We start from the raw sequence: 13,037 nt of genomic DNA on the forward strand, positions 1-13,037 counted from the left end.
CAGCGTTGCGCCGCGAGCGAACGCAGGCGAGAGTTCGCCGCGACGCCGCCACCGAGCAGCATGACCTTCGCGCCGGTGTCTTCAAGGGCGAGCATCGCTTTGTGCGTGAGTACGTCCGCGACGGCCTCCTGGAAGGACGCGCATATGTCCTCGACGGAGACGACGCGGCCCTCGCGCTCGGCCTTCTCCACGTAGCGGGCGACGGAGGTCTTCAGGCCGGAGAACGAGAAGTCGTATCGGTGTTCACCGCGCAGGTCCTCGGCACGGGAAAGACCGCGCGGGAAGTTGATATTCGCTTCGCCTTGGGCCGCTAGCTTGTCGATGACCGGGCCGCCCGGGTAGCCCAGGCCGAGCAGGCGCGAGACCTTGTCGTAGGCCTCGCCGGCGGCGTCATCGAGGGTCGTGCCGAGCTCGCGCATGGGCTTTCCCACGGCGTCGACCTCGAGAATCTGCGTGTGGCCGCCGGAGACGAGCAGCGCGATGGAGTGCGGCAGCTTCTGCCCCTGGAGGTTAGCGACGGCAACATGACCGCCGAGGTGGTTGACGCCGTAGAAGGGCACGCCCCAGGCTGCGGCGTACGCCTTGGCTGCCGATGCCCCCACCAACAACGCGCCAGCCAGTCCCGGTCCCACGGTCGCGGCGACGGCGTCGGGCTTGTCGATACCGGCCTCGTCGAGCGCGGCACGCATGACCTGCGGCATGGCCTCGAGGTGCGCACGCGAGGCGATCTCGGGCACGACGCCGCCGAAGCGGGCGTGCTGCTGCATGGACGAGGCGACCTGGTCGGCGCGGATATCCATGTACCCGTCGCCGTCGAGCTCGACGATGCCTACGCCGGTCTCGTCGCAGGAGGATTCAATTCCCAGGACCAACATGTTTATTCCTTTTCAGTGTTATCGTGCGACGCACCAGCGGCGCACGCTGCGCGCTTCATGGTGTGGGCGTCGGCGCCGGACGGCTGGTAGTAATTGCGGCGCAGACCCATCAGCTCGAAGCCGAAGGCCTCGTACATACGAATGGCGGGGTCATTGCCCACGCGGACTTCGAGGAATACAGGCGCGTCCTTGAGGTCCGCGATGTGGCAGATATTTTCCATCATGAGCCGGCCGACGCCGCGGCGCTGGGCCTCGGGCGCGGTGCCGATGGTCAGTATTTCGAATTCCGGGGTGGCGACGGGTCCCATCATGGCGAGCCCGGCGTAGCCGAGAAGCACGCCGTCCCCGTCGGGCTCGCCGTCTTGGACGCCGAAGTAAAACGTGTGCGGCTGAGCGAAGTCGGCGAGGAAGACCTCGGTGCTCCACGGGGTCTCCCCCGGAAAGAGCTGGACTTCGAGCTCGGCACAGCGCGGGGCGTCAGCGTCGGTGAGTTCGCGCAGGAACATCTACTTCGCCTCAGAAGNCGGCGGCGACGAGCCCTGCGGGGCGCGGGGTGTCCCATTCGCGCGGGAGCGCGGCGAGCGCCTCGGGCAAGCGCGGGGCGATGGCCTCGGGGATCACGATGTGGTCGACGGTGATGTCGCCGAGCTCCTCAGCGAGCGCTTCCGGCTTGGAGACGGAGGGCTCGGTGAGGCGGTGGACTCCGTCCCCCGCGAGCTCATAGGTCGCCCAATAGACCTCCTTGCGGCGGGCATCAGTGGCGATGAGCCACGTGCCGGACTCGCCGAGGGCGGCGAGCTGGTGCGCGATGGCGTCGTGGGAGCACACGCCCACCACAGGAATGCCGAGGGCCTGGCCAAAGGCCTGAGCGGTCGCCATGCCCACGCGCAGACCGGTAAAGGGGCCGGGACCACAGCCGACGGCGAGGGCGTCGAGGTCGGCGTAGGTCAAGGAGGCATCGGCAAGCAAGGCCTCGACGGTGGGCACGAGCTGCTCACTATGCGCGCGGGTGTCGGTGACGATCCGCTCGCGGGGGGCGGCGGGATCAGAAGGATCGACGAGGCCGGTGACCAGATCGGTCGTGGCGGTGTCGAGAGCGAGAACGCGCATTAGCCCGCGAACACCCACTGGCCCTCAGGCGTCTTGGCGAGCGGAATCATGGACGCGGCGTTGGACATTGGCAGCTGGCCCACGGTGGTGCAGATGTCGACCTTGTCCATGGAGATCTTCTCCGCGTAGAACTGCTGGTCCGTGTTCATCGCCACGATGTAGTTGGTGCCTGCCGGGACGGTCTCGGTAATGCCGAGGTCCTCCGGGTTGACCTGAAGACCGTTGCGGATATCGTCCGGGGTGGTGCCCGGGCACAGGTTGAGGAACTGGACCCACTGTTCGCCATACACGTCGGCGACGGCGAGCGCAGTGGCATTGAGGTTCGCGTCGTCGATGGTCTCGACGGCCTCGGCGAAGGTACGGTCGACCGGCTGGGCCGGGCGCGTGGCGCTCATCGCAATCATGCCCACGAGGGCGATGGCGAAAAGACCAATGACAAGGGTGGTAATGGCTTGGCCGACCTTATTCATAAAGGGGTGCGCTCCTTAATAAATGCGAGTACATGGGGGTGCAAACTTCCCTAAATGGTACTCGCCAGGCCACAAGCATGTCGAAACCCCGCCGCGTAACGGGGACGCGACGGGGTCATAAGCGATTGGTTTTACATGAGAAGGACGAGGAGCACCTGCGAGGCGATAATCTTGCCGATAATCGTCGTGGGATAGACCGTGGCCCAGCCGCGGTTGGCGAGGTCCGTCTTCGTCTGGCCCTGCAGGTAACTGAACACCGCGGGGTTGGTGGTCATGCCGGCAGCACAACCCATGGCCTCGTCCCACTTGAGGCGGAAGACGAGCATGCCGATAAGCCCAATGCCGATGGCAGAGATGAGGGTGATGATGAGGCCGACGCCCATGACCTTGAGCGATGCCGGGTCCGTCAGCGCCGCGCGGAAGGAGGCGCCTGCGGAGGTACCGACGCCCGCGAGGAACAAGGTGAGGCCGAGGGTCGACAGGGCCTGGCGCGTGTGGAACGGCATCTGCCAGTTGATGGAACCGGTGCGGTTCAAGTAACCGAGGAAGAGACCCATGACGATGGGGCCGCCACCGAAGCCGAGCTGCAGCGTCGTACCGCCGGGGATCGGAATCGGGATAAGGCCAAGCAGCATACCGAGGGTCAGGCCGATGGACATGGACAGCAGGTCAGCGTTGCCCAGTGCGGACTCGGAGTTACCGAGATAGCTCTTGACGGCGGGAAGGCGCTCCGGAGCGGTGACGACGCGGACGCGGTCCGAGTAGTTAAGGACGGTATCCGCGTGCGGGACGATGTCGATATCGCCTTGGCGCACGCGCGCGATGATGAAGCCATGGTCCAGCGCCTTGATGTCGCGAATACGCTTACCGGCAATCTCCGGGTTGGAGACCGTGACGCGGGTGTAGAGCAGGCCAGCGTCCTCGGTGAGCTCGACGTCTTCTTCCACGCCCAGGACCTCGATGGCGGCGTTGACGGCCTCTTCGGTGCCGTTGATCATAAAGACCGCGCCCTTTTCGAGCGGCATTTCCGGGATGGCGAGACGGTGGTGGTCAGCGTCTGGGATGAAACGGGTGGCGACGACCGTCTGTCCGGTGACGCGGTCGATGTGGCCCGCGGTGTCCGGGAAGTCGCGCGTGAGCTTAACCGCCTTCCAGATGAGCGGCGAAGGAACCATGCCCTCATCGCGCGCATCTTTTTCGTGGTCGACCTTGAGGATAATGGCGCCCGCGGCAGCGACGATGATCGCGCCGATGACCGCGCCCGGGTACGCCAGCGAGTAGCCGACGACGGGCTCGGAGTTGCCGAGCATGTCGACAACAGCAGCCATACCAGGCGTGGACGACAGGGAGCCGGCGAACATACCCACGGCGACGGGGACCTTGAGGTGGAAGACAGTGATGAGGAGGTAGCCCACGGCAACGAGCGCGATGAGCATGCCGATCATAAAGACCGTCAGCTTCCAGCCGCGCTTCCTAAAGTCGCGGACGAAGGACGGGCCGAATCCCAAACCAATGGCGTAGACGAAGATGGCGAGACCAAATTGGTAGACAAAGGCCGGAATCTGGATGTCGGGGTTTGCCGTAGACAAACCCAACGCAACAAACATGGCGGCTGCGGCGCCGAGGGAGATTCCGAATACCTTTACTTTTCCGATCACCAGGCCGACCGCCATGATGAGAAACAGCGCGAAGAGCGGATTGGATGCGAGGAAATTTAACACCATCCCAGTTTGACTTAATCAATAATCCCGCGTCAACCTGGGACTATGGGATACTTATCACTTATATAGGTCGCCTACAGGACGCCTGTACTTGATAGCTTAATTTCCCGCGTTTACCCAGCGCCACGTGATTTCGCGTGTATCTGCGCCCGTTTCTGTCCGATTCTCAGGTTCACGATCCAGCCCCACAAAGAGGTACGCGTCTGACAGTTGGGCTAACAATCCGCCACCCCATTCTGCGACGACGACAGCGTCCTCAAGCTCCGTGTCCAGGTCGAGCGCGTCGAGGTCTCCCAGCGGGTCGCCGGAGCCCGCCCCGAAATCGTCGAGGAGACGGTACGCGTCGACGTGGACGAGCGCCGGTCCCTCCCCCAGCGACCGATGCTCGCGGGCGATGACGAAGGTCGGGGACGTCACGCGCCCCTTGACACCCATGCCGCGCGCGATGCCTTGTGTCAGCGTCGTCTTCCCCGCGCCCAGCGGCCCGTCGAGGATGACTAGGTCGCCCGCCTCCAATGCCGCTCCGAGCTCCTCGCCGAAGGCCTGGGTGTCAGCCGCCGTCGCGAACTGGCGGCGGCCCTCCTGCGGAAAACTGCTACGCATGTGTTCCTCCCACGTACTGGCGGACGGTGCGCCCCGTGGGGCGGCAAATGACTTCGTAGTTGATGGTGCCGGCGGCATCGGCAAGCTCCGTGGCGGACATGCCGCCCCCTCCGAAGATAATGGCCTCGTCGCCGGGGCGCACGCCGTGCGGGTTGTCGCCGAGGTCAACGGCAATCTGGTCCATGCACACGCGACCCACCTGCGGATAGAGGTGTCCGCCAATGCCCACCTGGAGCTTGCCCTGGAACGCGCGCGGCAGGCCGTCTGCGTAGCCCACCGGCACGTTGGCGAGGTAGCCATCGCGCTCCGCATGCCACGTCATGGTGTAGCAGGTGCCCTCCCCCGCCGCGATGGGCTTGACGGCCATCGTGGTCGCCGCCCACGTCATGGCGGGAATCAAGCCATGGTCCTGGCCGGGGATGGGCTCCAAGCCGTAGATGCCCAGGCCGACGCGCACCTGCTCGTAGCGCAGGTCAGGCCGCGTGAACGTGCCCGGCGTATTACACAGGTGGTTAACGGGGCACTCCAGGCCCGCCGCGCGCGCCTGCTCGAGGGCCCGGGCAAAATTCGCGGCCTGGAAATCTGTGTAGTCATTCTCCGGCTCGTCTGCGCACGCCAGGTGCGACATGAGCCCGAGCACCTCGAGGTGCTCTGCGTCGCGGGCGAGCGCGAAGGCCTCCTCCCACTCAGCCGGATCCAGGCCCGCGCGGTGCAAGCCCGTCTCGATCTTGAGGTACACGCGTGCCGGCACCTGCGCCTCGATGAGCACCCCCAGGTGCCGCAGGCTCGGAATAGCCAGGTCAACGCGCGCGGCCAACGGGGTGGACACATCGTCCTCCGGATTCCAGATCCACGCGCAAATGGGCTTGCCGATGCCCCCTTCGCGCAACTCCAGCGCCTCCGCCACCGTCGCTACGCCAAAGGCGTCCGCGCGCTCGGCGGCGCGCGCAACCTCCAACGCGCCATGGCCGTAGGCATCCGCCTTGACGACGGCCATGAGGTTGACGTCCGGCCCCACCATGTCCTTGATGGTGGAAACGTTGTGCGCAATCGCGCCCAAGTCGACGCGGGTGCGAAGTGGGGGCTGAACAGTGGACTGTGACATGGCGTCTATTGTGCCACTGTTACCCGCGAGCACGGACTGCTGGACCGCGAAAACACAAAACTCGTATGAGTTGCGCGAAAATCGTGAATTTCCACGCGACTCATACGAGTTGCGAGCGCTCGTGCGCGATTACTCGACCGTCACGGACTTGGCCAGGTTACGCGGCTGGTCCACGTCGTAGCCCTTCGCGGTGGCGACGCCGCACGCGAAGATCTGCAGGGGCACGGTGGCGAGCAGCGGCTGCATGAGCGTGGGTGCCTCCGGGATGCGGATGATGTGGTTGGCGTAGGCCTCCACTGCCTCGTCGCCCTCTTCGGCGATGACGATGGTAATCGCGCCGCGGGCACGGATCTCCTGGATGTTGGAGACGACCTTAGAGTGCAGCGAGTCGCGGCCGCGCGGGGACGGCACGATAACGAAGACCGGCTGGCCTTCCTCGATAAGAGCGATCGGGCCGTGCTTGAGCTCGCCGGCGGCGAAGCCCTCAGCGTGCAGGTACGCGATCTCCTTGAGCTTGAGCGCGCCCTCGAGCGCGACCGGGAAGCCCACGTGGCGGCCAAGGAAGAGCACGGAGTCTGCATCCGACATGGACCTGGACAGCGCGTAGACCTGGTCTTCCTGGTCGATGACCTTCTGAACCTTGTCCGGCATGGCATGCAGTTCAGAGATGACGTTCTGGACCTCATCGGCGAACATGTTGCCGCGCAGCTGCGCCAGGTAGAGGCCGAGCAGGTAGGTCGCGGTGATCTGCGCCAGGAACGCCTTCGTGGACGCAACGGCAATCTCCGGGCCAGCGTGGGTGTAGAGCGCAGCGTCTGCCTCGCGCGGGATGGAGGAACCCTGCGTGTTACAGATGGCGATGACCTTCGCACCCTGCTGGCGTGCGTGGCGCACGGCCATGAGGGTATCCATGGTCTCACCCGACTGGGACAGCGCGACAACGAGGGTCTTCTCGTTGACGATCGGGTCGCGGTAACGGAACTCGTGAGCGAGCTCGACCTCGGTAGGAATACGGCACCAGTGCTCGATGGCGTAGCGGGCCACGTGGCCAGCGTAGGCGGCGGTACCGCAGGCGATGACGATGATCTTGTCGATGGACTTAAGGATCGACTCGTCGATGTGCACCTCGTCGAGCGTGAGCTTGCCCTGCTCGTCAAAGCGGCCGAGCAGCGTGTCGCGCACGGCGGCCGGCTGGTCATGGATTTCCTTCTCCATGAAGGAGCTGAAGCCATCTTTCTTGGCAGCGGCGGCATCCCACTTGATTTCGAACGGCTTGCCCTCGGCCGGGTTGCCGTTGTAGTCGGTGATGGTGACCTCGTCGGCCGTGATGGTCACGACCTGGTCGTTGGCCATCTCGACGGCGGACTTGGTGTAGTCGATGAAGCCGGAGACGTCCGAGCCCAGGAAGTTCTCGCCCTCGCCCAGGCCGATAACCAGCGGCGAGTCGCGGCGGGCAGCGACGATGCGGTCTGCCTGCTCGGTATGAACGGCCAAGAGGGTGAACGCACCCTCGAGGCGCTGGCCGGTGAGCTGCATAGCGCGGGTGAGGTCACCGTTGGCCTCGTTGTGGAAGATGTCTCCCAGCAGCGTCGCAGCGACCTCGGTGTCGGTCTCCGACACGAAGTTGTGGCCCTTCGCCGTGAGCTCGGACTTGAGCTCGGCGAAGTTCTCGATGATGCCGTTGTGGACGACGGCCAGCTTGCCGCCATCGACAACGTGCGGGTGCGCGTTGAGATCCGTTGGACCACCGTGGGTTGCCCAGCGGGTGTGGCCGATACCCAAGACGGAGTCCTTGAGCGGGCGTGCCGCGATCTCCTGCTCGAGAGCAGCGACCTTACCGGCCTTCTTGCGCCACCCGATTTCTCCATCCGCGAAGACTGCGATACCAGCAGAGTCATAGCCGCGGTATTCGAGTCGACGCAATCCCTCGAGAATAACGTCAAGGGCAAAGTATTCGCGGTCATCAGAGTAGTGACCGACGTATCCAACAATTCCACACATAGTTGCAGATGTTACCTGATAATCCCCTATATAGAGGAGTAGGCACTTGGGGAACGAAAATCACCCCTCTACGTGCCCGCCCTTGTGCTGACTCGATGCAAAAATCGCTTCTATCGCTCTTTGCGCCCAATGCCTACACTTCTTCCTCTATCCTGGGTAGCGTGTCTGCGAATTTGAAGAAGCATCTAGCGACCCTGTCCAAGCGTGGCCCGTACCGCGTTCTTACTGGCGATCTTTCCTACGCCGGCCTTGAAGGCAAGGTGTACACCCCTGCTGAGGGGAAAGCACTGCCTGCCGTGGCCTTTGGTCACGACTGGCGCACGAATATCAAGCATTACCACTCCACGCTGCGCCACCTGGCCAGTTGGGGCATTGTGGTCGTTGCACCGGACACCGAAAATGGCTTGGTGCCCAACGTCCGCGGCCTCGTCGCCGACATGGAATCCGCACTGCAGATTGCCGCGGGCGTGAAGCTGGGTCAGGGCAATATCACCGTCTCCCCGGGCCGCTTGGGCATGGTGGGCCACGGCATGGGCGGCGGTGCCGCAGTGCTCGCAGCAGCCAATAACGAAAAGGTGCGTGCCGTGGGCGCCCTCTACCCCGCCACGGTCTCGCCTTCCGCGACAACCGCTGCCCGCTCGGTGCAGGCACCGGGACTCGTCATCGGCTCCAAGTTGGATGACTTCCTCTCCGCGGGCAACCCGGCCAAGCTCGCACAGAGCTGGGGCGGCACGGCCGTCTACCGCGAGCTCGACAAGGGCACACAACCGGGCTTCGCAGAAAACACCATGCAAAAGCTGGCGTTCGGTACCGGCATCTTCCAGTCCGGTCCGCGTGAGACCGCCCGCGCGCTGCTCGTCGGCTTCCTCCTCGCCACGCTGGGCAATGAGAAGAAGTACTCCGACTTCGCCGAGGCAGACGCTACGGCCAAGGGTGTGCACTCCCTGCTGGGTGAGGAGCTCGCAGAGAAGGCCGATCAGTACCACTAGGCCCTTGTGCTTCGCGGCACTTCCGCGACAACGCCGAACCCCACGTTCCTGGCATCACAACGATGCGAGGGACGCGGGGTTCGACTTATCTCTACGGACATAACACTACTGCCGGCGCAACACCGATTTCACGCGACCTTGAGTGCCACGGGTCTGATGCGCCGCATACGGACGTGCACCGGCTGCATGCCGAGTCTCCGCGGGTGCTTCCACAGGACCGTTCGCGTGGCTGGGCGGGCGCTGGCGCACTTCATCGCGGGCGTCGTGCACGGCCTTCTCAATATCGTCTTGTGCCTTCGCCAGCGTCTTTTCAAATTCCAAAAGCCGGCGAGCAGTCCGCTCGCGGAAGGCGCGTGCGAATTCATCAAAGTTCGTAGTCATTACCACTGACCTGCCTTTCGAGCACGAGAGGACGAACCTCCAGGAGGAGGCACCGGCGCAGCGGGCGCTGGTGCGGAGGACGGAGCTGCGGGTGAAGCATCGGACTGCGCGGGCGCCGCAGGGGCGGGCGTGTCTGCGACCGGCACCCCTGCCTGCGCAGCACCGGTAGTGCCTGCCATATGCGCCAGCTTCTTGGGCGGCGGTGCAGGCTCTTGCACGTCGTCTAGCTCAGCCGGCGGCGTATAAACACCGTCCTCCTTCTTCACTGAGGCAGGAGCGGGCGGCTCTGGTGCGCGCTCAGGCTGCGGCGCGGGCTCAGGGGCCGGCTCGGGTGCGGGTTCCGGAGCGAGATCAGGCAATTCGAGGTGAGAGACAAAGTCCACGGCCGCGGCGATGAGCAAGCCAGTTCCGATGATGGCCACACCTACGCCGAAGCCACCAAGGAATCCAGAGCACAGGGCGCCGATGTCGACACCGTTCTCCTCGCAGTCGCTTTGCGTTTCGACCTCGCACTCGACGGCAGGCTCGGGCGCGACTGGTTCGTCCTTAAGGCACTCTTCGACAACCACGGGCTCCTGCGCCGGCACCGTGTCACAATCGGCAGGAGGCTTCGTCTCTCCTGGCCTTGGCGTTGCGGGGCGGTCGACGCAGTCATCATGGGCCTCCGCAGGCTCTGGGCACTCGCACTCATGAGGCGCTGGCGGAGTGCATTGGGGTTCCACGGCAGGACGTGGCGTGGGCGGCGTCGAGCTCGGCGTCGTACGTGGCTGATTCGGCGCAGGCGGTGCACACTCCGCGGGTGGCGGCGCTGCCGGAGAGGGCGGGGTCGGAACGGCAGGCGCAGGCTGGGAAGGCGCAGGCGGCGGGCATGCTGGTGCGGTGCTCGCGGGTGTGGTGACGGGTGGCGGCGCTGCCGGAGAGGGCGGGGTCACCGGCGCGGGCGGCGCAGGAGCCGGCGCAGATGCGGGTGCCGAAGCCGGAGCCGTGCCGGAAATGGAATCCTGCGTGGGGCAGGCCGGCGGCGCGGATACGGGCGCGAGGGTCGGGCATGCGGGCGGCGGAGTACAGGTTGCAGCGTCGGGAACACGGGTGGGCAGCTCGGTGGAGCAGGCCTGCTCACAGCAGTGTTCGAGGGCGTCGTAGCAGCGCTCGATGGTGTCATCGCGGTCGCGACAGGTCTGCGCGATCAGTCCGTTGGTGTGCTCGATAATCTCATCGCCCGCGGAAGCGATAATGGGCACGAGAGCGCGCGCCAGCGGATGAATCTTGGAGACGAGCGAGGTGAGCGTGCCGAGTAGAGGGATGGCGGCGCCCAGGATTTCCTCGATGGAGGTTTCTGACACGTGGACGACATCGTCAATGGCGGAGGCACACTCCCCTGCCTGGTCCACGAGCTCCTCGCGCTGTTGCGCGTCAGCGGAGCCGAGGCCTTCGATGTTGCCGAGGAATTCGAAGATGGAGCCCGCGGCGAGTTCGACGCCGAGTTTTTGAATGACGTCACGCAGCAAGCTCCACGCGCCGGAGCCGGAAGACGATCCCGAGGAGCCCGCACCGCTCTTGCCGCCTTTGCCGGCGCGTTGGACGCCGACGGCTGCCTCGACTGACGAGACCAGCGCGCCGGTATCAATGCCATCGGCAGAGCCCACGAGTTCCTGGAGCAGCCCCAACGGCATGGACGGGCCGCTGTAGGCGCCGCCGGTCGCGGCTTGGAACAAGGCGATGGAGCGTCCGTAGTCGCCCAGGCGCGAGGCGACGGCGGTGCTCATAACGCTCCTCCCACGCCACGGAGTTGCGCAGCGTTAGCGTCGTCCGCCGCACCGACGGCGGTGAACTGGGCTACGGCCGCCTGCGCGACGGACTCGGCGTGAGCGAAACGCAGGGCGCCGCGCTCGTGCACCGTCATGAAGGCAGCCTGAAGGCGCGCGGCATGCCCGGCGAAGGCCTTGCCGGCCGCGTGGGGTGGAAAGTGTGGGGTGAGCGCGGCGTGCTGCGTGTGGCTTGCGCGAACACCCTCAGCCACGGACTGGAGTGCGCGCGAGGCCTCACCCACATCAAGGAAGACATCAGTCATTGGGAACCTCCTGCGGTAGCGGTATGTCTTTCTGATCCACCCCTATTGGACTGTGACAGCGCTCGAAAGGTTCCCAGCCCGCCGTGATTGATGGTCAGCGCCGCACAGAGCATTCCAACGCACCCGAATGCGCGTGCCGCGATAACCCGAAAACGCCGAAGGCCGCCTCGCGCGGACGCGAGGCGGCATCGGAAAGCTGGGGCTTAAGCCGCGGCGACGACGGCGGCGAGACGGCCGGCGACCTTGCGGGCCTGCTCAGCATCGGCAGCCTCGACCATGACGCGGAAGAGCTCCTCGGTGCCCGAAGGGCGCAGGAGGACGCGGCCGGTGCCGTCGAGCTCAGACTCGGCCTCGACGATGGCGGACTGGACCTCAGAGTTGCTCATGATGGTCGTCTTATCGGCGACCGGTACGTTGATGAGGACCTGCGGCAGGACAGTCATGACAGAAGCGAGTTCCGCGAGGGACTTGCCGGTCTTCGCCATGCGGGCCATGATGTTGAGACCCGTGAGCGTGCCGTCGCCGGTGGTGGCATTGGCCGGGAGCACGACGTGGCCGGACTGCTCGCCGCCGAGCGAGAAGTCACCCTTGCCGAGTTCCTCGAGGACGTAGCGGTCGCCCACGTTGGCCTCGATCATCGTGATGCCCTGTTCCTTCATGGCCAGCTTGAGGCCCAGGTTAGACATGACCGTGGCGACGAGCGTGCTATCACGCAGACGGCCTTCTTCCTTCATGCCTACGGCGAGCAGCGCCATAATCTGGTCGCCGTCCACGACATTGCCTTCAGCATCGACGGCGAGGCAGCGGTCAGCGTCACCGTCGTGGGCCAGGCCTAGGTCGGCACCATGCTCGTGGACAGCTTCCTGCGTCTTTTCGATGTGGGTGGAGCCGCAGTCCTCGTTGATATTGAAGGCATTCGGCTTGTTGTGGATGGCGATGACCTCGGCACCGGCGGCCTCGTAGGCACGCGGGGCAACCTTGGAGGCGGCACCATTGGCGGCGTCGACAACGACCTTGATGCCGGTGAGGTCCACCGTGACGGACTCCGCGAGGTGCTTCAAGTAGCGCTCACGGGCGTCAGGGGCTTCCGTGATGACGCGGCCGAGCTTCGTGCCCGTGGGCCCTTCCTCGGTGAGCGTGTCCATCTGGGCCTGAATCTGATCCTCAATAGAATCTGGGAGCTTGCGGCCGCCTGCGGAGAAGAACTTGATGCCGTTGTCCGGCATGGGGTTATGCGAGGCGGAAATCATGACGCCGAAGTCCGCGCCGTAATCATCGGTAAGGAAAGCGACGGCCGGGGTGGGCAGCACGCCCACGCGCAGCACGTCGACACCGCGGGAGGCGAGGCCCGAGGCGATGGCGGCGTCGAGCATCTCGCCGGAGACGCGCGGGTCGCGTCCGATGATGGCGAGCGGGCGGCGCTCGAAGGATTCGCGGTCGCCCGTGAACACCTCGGCGGCCGCCTGCCCCAGCTTCAAGGCCAGGATCGGTGTCAGCTTCTGGTTCGCGAGGCCGCGAACTCCGTCGGTACCAAAGAGTCGAGTCATGTGTTCAATTATGCACCGTAGGTGCAGCCTGCTCCTCGTTAGGGCAGAGTCACCCCCTGCTCATGCCCCCTCGCACGCCGTGCGAGCCGGGTTCTGGATGTGCTGCTACTAGGTCGACCGGTCTACGCGGTCGTAGCTCGGCGGGAGGGATTCCATGAACCACG

13 protein-coding genes are annotated in these 13,037 nt (G+C 65.1%); 1 reads left to right on the forward strand and 12 read right to left on the reverse strand.

Annotated features, from left to right (window positions below):
• The 8 genes from tsaD to glmS form a co-directional block, all read right to left on the reverse strand.
• The coding region (gene tsaD, locus BN9444_RS00115) for a tRNA (adenosine(37)-N6)-threonylcarbamoyltransferase complex transferase subunit TsaD (RefSeq protein WP_233423524.1) at positions 1-875 on the reverse strand (875 nt) is incomplete at its 3' end.
• 2 nt (positions 876-877) lie between these two features.
• Entirely contained in the window at positions 878-1,381 is a 504-nt protein-coding gene (gene rimI / locus BN9444_RS00120) for a ribosomal protein S18-alanine N-acetyltransferase (RefSeq protein ID WP_066486181.1), read from the reverse strand.
• Positions 1,382-1,391: 10 nt separating this feature from the next.
• Positions 1,392-1,985: a tRNA (adenosine(37)-N6)-threonylcarbamoyltransferase complex dimerization subunit type 1 TsaB gene (tsaB, locus tag BN9444_RS00125; RefSeq protein ID WP_068801222.1), complete on the reverse strand. Its 594-nt coding sequence runs from the start codon at positions 1,983-1,985 to the stop codon at positions 1,392-1,394.
• Positions 1,985-2,455: a hypothetical protein gene (locus tag BN9444_RS00130; protein ID WP_066511076.1), complete on the reverse strand. Its 471-nt coding sequence runs from the start codon at positions 2,453-2,455 to the stop codon at positions 1,985-1,987. Before BN9444_RS00130 ends, tsaB begins: the two co-directional genes overlap by 1 nt.
• Before the next feature lie 131 nt (positions 2,456-2,586).
• Positions 2,587-4,176 carry an aspartate:alanine exchanger family transporter gene (locus BN9444_RS00135; protein WP_066486341.1) on the reverse strand — a complete coding sequence of 530 codons (1,590 nt, stop codon included), beginning with the start codon at positions 4,174-4,176 and terminating at the stop codon, positions 2,587-2,589.
• Positions 4,177-4,275: 99 nt separating this feature from the next.
• Positions 4,276-4,779, reverse strand: a complete 504-nt coding sequence (gene tsaE, locus BN9444_RS00140; protein ID WP_066486192.1) for a tRNA (adenosine(37)-N6)-threonylcarbamoyltransferase complex ATPase subunit type 1 TsaE — start codon at positions 4,777-4,779, stop codon at positions 4,276-4,278.
• Positions 4,772-5,884 (reverse strand): alanine racemase, encoded by a 1,113-nt coding sequence (gene alr / locus BN9444_RS00145; RefSeq protein ID WP_066511079.1) that lies wholly within the window; start codon positions 5,882-5,884, stop codon positions 4,772-4,774. The genes tsaE and alr overlap by 8 nt, the downstream gene beginning before the upstream one ends.
• A gap of 129 nt (positions 5,885-6,013) precedes the next feature.
• The gene (gene glmS / locus BN9444_RS00150) at positions 6,014-7,885 is read right to left on the reverse strand and encodes a glutamine--fructose-6-phosphate transaminase (isomerizing) (RefSeq protein ID WP_066486196.1); all 1,872 of its coding nucleotides are present in this window, start codon (positions 7,883-7,885) and stop codon (positions 6,014-6,016) included.
• Between the two features lie 161 nt (positions 7,886-8,046).
• Here glmS and BN9444_RS00155 point away from each other — a divergent pair, with 161 nt between their 5' ends.
• Positions 8,047-8,874: a poly(ethylene terephthalate) hydrolase family protein gene (locus tag BN9444_RS00155; RefSeq protein WP_066486345.1), complete on the forward strand. Its 828-nt coding sequence runs from the start codon at positions 8,047-8,049 to the stop codon at positions 8,872-8,874.
• 105 nt (positions 8,875-8,979) lie between these two features.
• On the opposite strand, the gene BN9444_RS00160 is transcribed toward BN9444_RS00155, so the two are convergent.
• The 4 genes from BN9444_RS00160 to glmM all read right to left on the reverse strand — a co-directional run bounded on the left by BN9444_RS00160 (position 8,980) and on the right by glmM (position 12,873).
• Positions 8,980-9,255 (reverse strand): hypothetical protein, encoded by a 276-nt coding sequence (locus tag BN9444_RS00160; protein WP_066486200.1) that lies wholly within the window; start codon positions 9,253-9,255, stop codon positions 8,980-8,982.
• Positions 9,255-11,021, reverse strand: a complete 1,767-nt coding sequence (locus BN9444_RS00165; RefSeq protein ID WP_068801223.1) for a hypothetical protein — start codon at positions 11,019-11,021, stop codon at positions 9,255-9,257. The genes BN9444_RS00160 and BN9444_RS00165 overlap by 1 nt, the downstream gene beginning before the upstream one ends.
• A complete protein-coding gene (locus tag BN9444_RS00170) occupies positions 11,018-11,326 on the reverse strand; it encodes a hypothetical protein (RefSeq protein WP_066511085.1) in 309 nt (102 codons plus the stop codon). The genes BN9444_RS00165 and BN9444_RS00170 overlap by 4 nt, the downstream gene beginning before the upstream one ends.
• Positions 11,327-11,529: 203 nt before the next feature.
• A complete protein-coding gene (glmM, locus tag BN9444_RS00175; RefSeq protein WP_068801224.1) occupies positions 11,530-12,873 on the reverse strand; it encodes a phosphoglucosamine mutase in 1,344 nt (447 codons plus the stop codon).
• Between the last annotated feature and the right edge of the window lie 164 nt (positions 12,874-13,037).

The sequence above is a fragment of the Corynebacterium phoceense genome (assembly GCF_900092335.1).
Taxonomy (GTDB): Bacteria; Actinomycetota; Actinomycetes; order Mycobacteriales; family Mycobacteriaceae; genus Corynebacterium; species Corynebacterium phoceense.

Coding starts and splice junctions, on each gene's coding strand:
- glmS (WP_066486196.1), bottom strand. CDS start 7,885: ATGTGTGGAATTGTTGGATACGTCGGTCACTACTCTGATGACCGCGAA.
- BN9444_RS00170 (WP_066511085.1), bottom strand. CDS start 11,326: ATGACTGATGTCTTCCTTGATGTGGGTGAGGCCTCGCGCGCACTCCAG.
- tsaE (WP_066486192.1), bottom strand. CDS start 4,779: ATGCGTAGCAGTTTTCCGCAGGAGGGCCGCCGCCAGTTCGCGACGGCG.
- glmM (WP_068801224.1), bottom strand. CDS start 12,873: ATGACTCGACTCTTTGGTACCGACGGAGTTCGCGGCCTCGCGAACCAG.
- BN9444_RS00130 (WP_066511076.1), bottom strand. CDS start 2,455: ATGAATAAGGTCGGCCAAGCCATTACCACCCTTGTCATTGGTCTTTTC.
- rimI (WP_066486181.1), bottom strand. CDS start 1,381: ATGTTCCTGCGCGAACTCACCGACGCTGACGCCCCGCGCTGTGCCGAG.
- BN9444_RS00165 (WP_068801223.1), bottom strand. CDS start 11,021: ATGAGCACCGCCGTCGCCTCGCGCCTGGGCGACTACGGACGCTCCATC.
- BN9444_RS00160 (WP_066486200.1), bottom strand. CDS start 9,255: ATGACTACGAACTTTGATGAATTCGCACGCGCCTTCCGCGAGCGGACT.
- alr (WP_066511079.1), bottom strand. CDS start 5,884: ATGTCACAGTCCACTGTTCAGCCCCCACTTCGCACCCGCGTCGACTTG.